Annotated in this window: 9 protein-coding genes and 1 pseudogene; 7 read left to right on the forward strand and 3 right to left on the reverse strand. The window is 63.3% G+C overall.

All coding sequences use genetic code 11. From position 1 onward, the window contains the following. Positions 1 to 735: 735 nt before the first annotated feature. The 3 genes from KZO25_RS11900 to KZO25_RS11910 all read left to right on the forward strand — a co-directional run bounded on the left by KZO25_RS11900 (position 736) and on the right by KZO25_RS11910 (position 2,474). On the forward strand, positions 736 to 1,440 hold the full coding sequence (locus tag KZO25_RS11900; RefSeq protein WP_223137134.1) for a hypothetical protein: 705 nt from the start codon (positions 736 to 738) through the stop codon (positions 1,438 to 1,440). Between the two features lie 559 nt (positions 1,441 to 1,999). After that, the gene (locus tag KZO25_RS11905) at positions 2,000 to 2,224 is read left to right on the forward strand and encodes a DUF6290 family protein (protein ID WP_095623473.1); all 225 of its coding nucleotides are present in this window, start codon (positions 2,000 to 2,002) and stop codon (positions 2,222 to 2,224) included. Further along, the gene (locus KZO25_RS11910) at positions 2,208 to 2,474 is read left to right on the forward strand and encodes a type II toxin-antitoxin system RelE family toxin (RefSeq protein WP_223137135.1); all 267 of its coding nucleotides are present in this window, start codon (positions 2,208 to 2,210) and stop codon (positions 2,472 to 2,474) included. The genes KZO25_RS11905 and KZO25_RS11910 overlap by 17 nt, the downstream gene beginning before the upstream one ends. A 22-nt stretch (positions 2,475 to 2,496) precedes the next feature. Here the strand turns inward: KZO25_RS11910 and KZO25_RS11915 are convergent, their stop codons facing one another. From KZO25_RS11915 to KZO25_RS11925, 3 genes are all read right to left on the reverse strand, one after another. Next, the gene (locus KZO25_RS11915) at positions 2,497 to 3,420 is read right to left on the reverse strand and encodes a DNA-binding protein (protein ID WP_223137136.1); all 924 of its coding nucleotides are present in this window, start codon (positions 3,418 to 3,420) and stop codon (positions 2,497 to 2,499) included. An 859-nt stretch (positions 3,421 to 4,279) separates the two neighbouring features. Then, positions 4,280 to 4,441, reverse strand: coding sequence for a hypothetical protein (locus KZO25_RS11920; RefSeq protein ID WP_223137137.1), 162 nt, complete (start codon positions 4,439 to 4,441; stop codon positions 4,280 to 4,282). Positions 4,442 to 4,491: 50 nt separating this feature from the next. Continuing rightward, positions 4,492 to 4,701: a hypothetical protein gene (locus KZO25_RS11925; RefSeq protein ID WP_223137138.1), complete on the reverse strand. Its 210-nt coding sequence runs from the start codon at positions 4,699 to 4,701 to the stop codon at positions 4,492 to 4,494. Between the two features lie 505 nt (positions 4,702 to 5,206). On the opposite strand from KZO25_RS11925, the gene KZO25_RS11930 reads away from it, so the two are divergent. The 4 genes and pseudogenes from KZO25_RS11930 (at position 5,207) to KZO25_RS20020 (ending at position 7,246) form a co-directional block, all read left to right on the forward strand. Next, positions 5,207 to 5,617, forward strand: coding sequence for a MobC family plasmid mobilization relaxosome protein (locus KZO25_RS11930; protein WP_223137139.1), 411 nt, complete (start codon positions 5,207 to 5,209; stop codon positions 5,615 to 5,617). A gap of 95 nt (positions 5,618 to 5,712) precedes the next feature. Beyond that, positions 5,713 to 5,937: pseudogene (locus KZO25_RS20220) on the forward strand (hypothetical protein); the annotation flags it as partial. A gap of 388 nt (positions 5,938 to 6,325) precedes the next feature. Further along, the gene (locus tag KZO25_RS20015) at positions 6,326 to 6,985 is read left to right on the forward strand and encodes a hypothetical protein (RefSeq protein ID WP_262488976.1); all 660 of its coding nucleotides are present in this window, start codon (positions 6,326 to 6,328) and stop codon (positions 6,983 to 6,985) included. A 3-nt stretch (positions 6,986 to 6,988) separates the two neighbouring features. Continuing rightward, entirely contained in the window at positions 6,989 to 7,246 is a 258-nt protein-coding gene (locus KZO25_RS20020; RefSeq protein WP_262488977.1) for a hypothetical protein, read from the forward strand. Positions 7,247 to 7,255 lie beyond the last annotated feature (9 nt).

A 7,255-nucleotide genomic window follows, 5' to 3' on the forward strand; every position in this document is an offset into this window, starting at 1 on the left:
TAGTCAAACTGAGAAACACCGCAAACAAAATTCAATTGTGCATGAGAGTAGAGTTTGTTGTACGGTGTGCTGTAATTATTGACGTGACTAGCAGAGGGAGAGGGGCTTGGAGGTTCGGATGCTTCGACAGATGTTCGAGTCTGGAGCGCTTACGGGCGTAACCGTTGCCCCGGCTCCGATGTCGGACGGCTGGATACTCATTTTCACTGATGTGTCGGGGAAGGAGCGCCGTGTAACGAAGGCGCGCACCAACATCGAGAAAACTTACAAAAGGATCACCGGTGCGCTGCTGGAGGCCCGGTCTATTGGGTTCAAGCGTATGGCAGTTGAGTACCCATAAGAAAAAACCCGGCTTGGCAGCCGGGTTTTAGAGAGACAGTGAATGCTGTAGTGGAGTTGGCGCTCAGCACAGCATTCAAAAGCCCAGGCCTCTAGCAAGGTCTGGTTGAGGATTACCGCTCAGGCAAGCGGGGAGGCCTCTTGCGTTGAAATATACGCAAGGACCTGCGCAAAGGCAAATTTCGCACGTGCGAACCTGTCGCAGGTTGGTTGCCGCTGCCGAGCTTGAGGTGAAGGAGTTACGGATTGGCGGCACGCCCCTACGTACATAGGGTCAACGCGGGAGGAAATTTCTGTGGGCATCAGCCCGAGAATCCCCGTATTGCACTGATAGAGCCCCTCAAGCAAGGGAAGGGCGGCTTGCCCGGTGTCCTCATTGAAGCGATGAGACGCTGCGTGGACTACTACTCTAGCCCTTGGAAAATCCCCAGCCTTAATCTTGCCAACGGCAGCAATCGGCAACAACGCAGCGAGCGTCGCGAGGCGTGCCTATCAACGCTGTGGGCGATCCTGAAATTTACTGACCTGGTGACCCTTAAGGTTGGCGTGCCCACGCCAGAGGGAGGATTTATGAACCTCACGGTGAGGTATCTAGCTCGCCAGACAGGCTTACAGCAGCGGCGTGTCGAGCGTGCTCTAGCCGACCTGCAGCGGGCCGGGCTCGTGGGTGTTCACGCCCGCTGTGAACTACGGGCAGATGGCAGCTACAAGGGGCTCGCAGCGATCAAGAACGTCTCCAAGCTGTTCTTCGCGATTTTCGGCCTGCAGTTCCGGCTTGGGTTCGAGCGGAAGAGGGCGGCGAAACGCTTGAAGAAGAAGCGGGGTGAGCAGGCTAGGATCTCGACGACAAGGACGGCCACTGCTCGTCGAAACCTGACAGCCAAGGCAGCCCTGGACAGAGCGGGATCCACAGTCCAGCAGCTGGGATTGGGTAAGAAGAATCAGCGGCGTCAGAATGATGAACGATCGCGGGCTCTGAATGAAGAACAGCAGCGTCAGCTGAACGAGCTGATGTTCCAGTTCAAGCTGGCCCACCCTGACTGGACAGCAGAACAATGTAGAGAAGCGGCAGAGAAAGCCATAGAAGCCCGCTGGCCATAATCCTACCCAATCCCCTACGAAGCCGCTGGCAGCCTGCTAGCGGCTTTCTTGTGCCGAGGCGGTGAATACCCACCGGGAATCCCCGATTCTGCCCCACCAGAGGCAGTATTGATCGAGTCCGAACGCCATTTTCCGAGCCTGATAGCCATCTATCACTAGGTCACAGGCGGTATGCTAAGGAGCATCAAATTTAAGTGTCGGTGGAAAAAGAATTTAAGTGTCAGGTCTTAACCAATCAGTTTTTTTCTCCACTTCACTGCTCTCTCCGCGAGCAGTAAACCGCGCAAAGCGCGTTTCCTATATATGCCTCGGCAAGCCGAGGAAGAAGGGCGCTTTCGAGCCGCTTCGCGGCTGAGCGCCCTACACAGCGCAGCCTGGCCGCTAAAGTGCCAAACGCCGGTGGGCCGAACCCCAGCCTTCTGCGGGTACTAGGGCGCTTCGCGCCCGGTGTTTAGCAGGAAGGGGGCGATCCACGGTCTGGTGTCACATCAAAGATCCATGGCCCCGCTCGGGTTCATTGCTATACTTGTATAGCAACCACACTTGAAGGAGGGGTTTGATGCTGGCCCTACGCCTGCCCACCGAGATCGAGGAGCGCCTGGAGGCCCTTGCCAAGGCCACCGGCCGCACCAAGAGCTACTACGCCCGCGAGGCGATCCTCGAGCACCTGGATGACCTCGAGGACATCTACCTGGCCGAGAAGACCCTGGAGCAGGTCCGCCGCGGCGAGATGACGACCCACAGCCTGGACGACGTGGAGCGTGAGCTTGGCCTGGCGGATTGAACTCACCGACGAGGCGGTCAAGCAGCTCAAAAAGATCGGCCATGCCGACGCCAAGCGCATCCGGGACTACCTGCGCGGACGCCTCCAGCCGCTGGAGGACCCCCGGCAACTGGGCAAACCGCTGACGGGCCAGCTCGGCGAGCTATGGCGTTACCGCGTCGGCAATTACCGCCTCATCGCACGCCTCGAGGAGGCGGAGATCCGCATCCTGGTGGTGCGGATCGCCCACCGCAGCAAGGTGTATCGCTGACGCCTTCAACGGTGCCCCGGGTCTAGCTTCTCAGCGGCAGCTGTCGCTGGTTCTCCTCCTCCTGACGCTTGCTCTCCAGCGCCTCCAGACGGGCCGCTAGCCCCTCCCCCCTGGCCTCGGCCTTGGTGCGACCCTTGTCGGCCTCCTGGGCGCGTTTCTGGGCGTCCTGGAGCTGCTTTTCCAGCGCAGACAGGCGCTCGCGGTATTCGTTTCGCTGTTCGCCCAGGGCCTGGCGGTGCGCTTGGGCGTCCTGTTGGCGAGCCTGACGCTCCTCCTGGATCGCGGTTGCCCGCTCTTCGGCCTGCTGCCGGGCGGCGTCGGTACGGGCCTCGGCGACGGCCAAGGCGCGTTCGGCCTCGATGCGCACCTGGTCGGTCTGCTTGGCCTCGCGCTGGGCGGCGATCCGCGCTTCCCGCTCTTCGTCGCGCTGCTCCTCGAGGGTGGTCACCCGGTTGCGGGCCTCGGCCAGCTGCTGCCGGGCCTCGTCGCGCTGGGTTTCCAGCTCCCTGACCCGCTCGCGGAACTCGGCGAGCGTGCTGCGCGCCTCGTTGCGTTCGCCGGTTACCTGGTCCCGCTCGCTCTCCAGGGCTTCCACCTGGCCGCTCAACGCCTCGACCTGATCCTCGAGCTGCTCGCCGGTGGCGGCCAGCTCGTCGGCGGTGTGCTGCGCCTCGAGGGCGCTCTCCTCGGCTTCCGATCGGGCGGCGGCGGCCTGACGCTCGATCTCCTCGGCAAGGGCGCTGGCCAGCTCATCGGGCAGGCGGGCGGCGCGGCGCTCGGCCGGCGCCTGGGTGGCCCGCCAGGCCTTGAGGTGGCGGTGGATGGTGTTGGGGCTGCCGGTGCCCAGCTGCTCGCGGATGCGGGCAATGCTGGGCTTCTCGCCCTGACCCACCAGGGCGTCGGCGGCGGTGGCGACCTGCTCGTAGGTGATCCCGGTGCGTGCCATATCGTATTCCCTTCGTCTGTAGTGTATATCGTATTCCATATTATACGATATATGGTATGAAATACAATACAGAATATCAATGCGGTATGAAATTTTCCGGCACCGCCGCGGCTTCCGGGCGTCCAGAATCGAGTGGGAGGGGGAGTCGCCTCCCCCGTCCTCTCACACCACCGGGCAAACTGATCCGTACCACGGCGGTTCCTGCCACCCATTATTGGGCTGAGCTTCGTTCCGCTGAATCCGCCCGCCTGTGTGCTCTGAGCGCTTCGACAGTCTTTGGGCTTCCGGCCCGCCATACAGTTATCGAGAGCCCTCCAGGGAGGCTTCTGCTCGTACACATCAGAGAGCGGTCAACTATCCACTCGTGACAGGTTCAGCCCTTCAGCTCTTGGTTAGAGAGCCTACTATGGCCTCTGCTGACTCCTGTTCGCCCATCCCGATACCTCACGGTGTCGGTAGCCAATGGCAGGCGAACAGGCCTCCCAGGGTAAGACGCGCGACCTTCCTCCCATCTACCCGCCGCATCTACTTCCACATCTTCTGGATAGCTATTGGGCTTCGTGTTTCATGGCCCTCTCGCCCAGATGTGGCTGCCTCATATGCGGTTCCTGTTCGTCGGGCCAGGAGTTTGCCTACAGCTTCCTTCAGATTCCGCCTCGCGACGGACACCCTTGCTGTTCAGCTAACGGTTCCCGCTATCTGGGTCCGTAGGGGACTTTCACCCCCAAGTCATCCAGCCCCAACCACCATGGCGGACCGGATAGCGCCTAATCGGCGCTGCGCGCCATGCCTGGCGCACCACGAAAAACCCCGCCATAGCGGGGTTTTCGGGTCAGTGAGTTCGCCTGATGGGGCGGCGTCAGGGCGTCTGCTGGTACTGCTGCACGATAACATCACGCTCGCGGGCCAAGCGCCGCTGGCGGGTCTGGTAGGCGTGGCGCTCGATCTGCACGTAGGTGAACAGGCACACGCCGGCCATGAACAGGGCGAAGGCTATGATCATCCAGCCGAATGCGGTCATGGCGGTCTCCCTCCTGGTTTTCCTCTGGGCAAGGGTAGGGGCTGTCCCGATCAGGCGAAACCACCCGTCTCGATGTGGTCGAGGAACCGTAGCACGTCCTCGCCTCGGCCCTCGGCCACGAGCGCCGCCGCGGTCATGCTGCCGAGCGCGGCGATCGGATGTGACTGGTACCACGCCCTGGCGGCGTGCCTCGATCCTGCCCAAGTCTCGATCGTTCCGAGAATTCGCTGGGCCTGCGTGCCCTGCGGTGGGGTACTCATCGTGATGTGCTCCGGGTCTGTCTGATTAAAGCTTAGCGCCTGGTCCGAATTTCGTGAACCACTTCACTCGCGGCAGGGCTGCTGGTTCAGCCAGCGCGATGATCCCAGGGTGTCGTCGTGACGCATCCGGGGCGGGGGGGATATACCGTTAACTTACTTCGCTGCCTGAACAGCCAGGTCGTCCGACCTGGACGATATCGCTTTTGCCCTGGTGGGGGCGTCGGCCCCTCCTGTGTGGCTGACCAGCCGGTGGCGCCACCCCGTGATTCTCGGGTCTGTCGAGGTGGCTGTCGAAAAACCCCTTATAGAGAAGAGCAGCACTCTATCTATAGGAGATTTTCATTGCCAACCCACGCCCACACCGACTGCCGACCAGGCGCGAGATTTAGCACGAGAGCCAGCCTACCCTGTCAGACACTCGACTCGCTCCGCGGTCTCTGTCTGCCAGGGGCTGGCGGGGGGCTGCGCCCCCTCGACCCCCCAACCTCGACCCCGGGGGGCACTCATGGCTGAGCCCTCCAAACGCACACCACCGCTGACCGAACGGGTGACGCTCAGGCTCCCCGCCGACACTGCCAACCAGTGGCGGCAACAGGCGAAAACCGCCGATCTAACGATCAGCGATTGGGTGCGCCGGCGAGTCGATGGTGGCCATGCCGTGCCTGCTGCGAAACCGAAACGACAGCGACGCCTCCGCACCCTGACGGCCGATCCCGAGCTGCTCCGGCAGCTGGCCGCGATCGGCAGCAACGTCAATCAGATCGCTCGCGTGCTGAACAGCACTGGCCTGACCCCCAGCGACCATCTGCGGCTGCTCGCCGAGCTGGCCGCCATCCAGCGCGAGCTGCACCGGCTCGCCGAGCTACCCCGTTACGATCCTGACGTCCAGGGCCAGGAGGTTGAGCCGTGCACCTGAAATTTCTCCGCCATGGTCAGGGCAGCACCGCCGGTGCGGTGCGCTATCTGCTCCAGGAGCATGACCATAACGGCGATCGGCGAGCCGAGGTCACCGTGCTGCGCGGCGACCCGCACCTGGTCGCCCAGGTCGCCGACAGCAGTCCGCACCAGTGGCGCTACACCTCCGGCGTCATCGCCTGGGCGCCCGAGGACAACCCCTCTCCCGCCGAGATCGAGGCCGTCCTCGAGGAGTGGGAGGCCACGGCATTCGCGGGCCTGGAGCCCGACCAGTACGCCACCTGTGCGGTGCTGCACCGCGACGATGATGGCACGCCGCATATCCATACGATCACCGCTCGTGTCGAGCTGACGTCAGGGCGGGCGCTGAATGTGGCGCCCCCTGGCCATGAGCGACTGTTCGACCCGCTACGCGACGCCTGGAACCACGACCAGGGCTGGGCACGGCCCGACGATCCTGACCGTGCACGGCTCGTGCAGCCTGGCAACGAGGCGGAGGGCCGGAGCAAGCTCGACCGGCATCCTCGGAGCCGGATCGATATCACTGAACACCTCGAGGTGCTGGTCACAGAGGGGCTGGTGACCACCGCCGCCGAGGTGCGCGAGGCGCTGGCCGAGATTGGCGAGATCACGCGCTCAGGGCGCGATTACGTCAGCGTGCGCCCGGAGGGCGCCACGCAATCAATCCGATTACGAGGAGACCTGTTCCGTGACAACTGGACCATCGAGCAAACCCTTGAGCGAGAGGCTCGCCGAGCGCAGACAGCAGCAGCTGGCCGAGCTGGACGACGTGACCCAGCGGCAGCTGAGCGAGCACGAGAAAGGCTTGAAGCAGCAACTGAACGACGCGCGGCGTACCACAGAGTCCGCTATCAGCGACGAGACCCAGCGGCTGAGAACGACGTTGTCCGAGGCACTGGGCCAGATCGAGCGGCAGCAGACACGGCGGCTCTCGGGCTGGGAGACGGCGCTGAGCGATTCGGAGGCGCGACAGCGGCAACAGATCGAGGGCATCGAGCAGAGGCTCTCGGACGCGGCGTTACAGGCCGAGCGGCTGAGCCGGATTGGCGGCCTGCGGAGCTGGACACGTCCGGCGGCGATCACCGCGGCCGTGATGCTGGCCGTGGGGAGCGTGACGGCGGGTGGCCTGCACCTGGCCGACCGGCTGATCGACAGCCGCATGGACCGTCTGGCCGTGCTGAATCAGGAGATCCAGCGAGCCGAGGAGGCGGCGCCGAGGCTGCCCCCGAGCGTGGAGATCCGCACGATTCAGGGCGAGACCTATCTGGTGGGGATCGACCCCGACGAGGCCTGGGTGGGGAGCCTGCAGGATGGGACCCCCGTGATCCAACTGACCAGAGAGGACTGAGCAATGACCGAACTGGAAACGCTGCTATTGCAGCAGTTAGAGCAACAGCAGCGCGACTCCGAGTCGCTGGTCAGTGGGCTATCAACCGAGCTCGGGAGATTGCAGACAGCGCTGAATGCGCAGCAGGTCGAGAGTCAGGCGCTGCGTCAGGAGATCGATCGCAGCGATCGCGAGAACGCCGCCGCCCTGGCGCAGCTGACCGAGCGCGTCGACGCCTGCACCAGGCTGCTGAGTGGTTTGGGGAGGAAATTTGGCAGGTGACCACTGCCT

This window comes from Halomonas sp. ANAO-440, from assembly GCF_019915905.1.
GTDB classification, from domain to species: domain Bacteria; phylum Pseudomonadota; class Gammaproteobacteria; order Pseudomonadales; family Halomonadaceae; genus Halomonas; species Halomonas chromatireducens.

Excerpts from the sequence above, each read along its gene's own strand:
- KZO25_RS11905 (WP_095623473.1), top strand. The coding sequence starts at position 2,000 with ATGCTGGCCCTACGCCTGCCCACCGAGATCGAGGAGCGCCTGGAGGCC.
- KZO25_RS11915 (WP_223137136.1), bottom strand. The coding sequence starts at position 3,420 with ATGGCACGCACCGGGATCACCTACGAGCAGGTCGCCACCGCCGCCGAC.
- KZO25_RS11920 (WP_223137137.1), bottom strand. The coding sequence starts at position 4,441 with ATGACCGCATTCGGCTGGATGATCATAGCCTTCGCCCTGTTCATGGCC.
- KZO25_RS11925 (WP_223137138.1), bottom strand. The coding sequence starts at position 4,701 with ATGAGTACCCCACCGCAGGGCACGCAGGCCCAGCGAATTCTCGGAACG.
- KZO25_RS11930 (WP_223137139.1), top strand. The coding sequence starts at position 5,207 with ATGGCTGAGCCCTCCAAACGCACACCACCGCTGACCGAACGGGTGACG.
- KZO25_RS20020 (WP_262488977.1), top strand. The coding sequence starts at position 6,989 with ATGACCGAACTGGAAACGCTGCTATTGCAGCAGTTAGAGCAACAGCAG.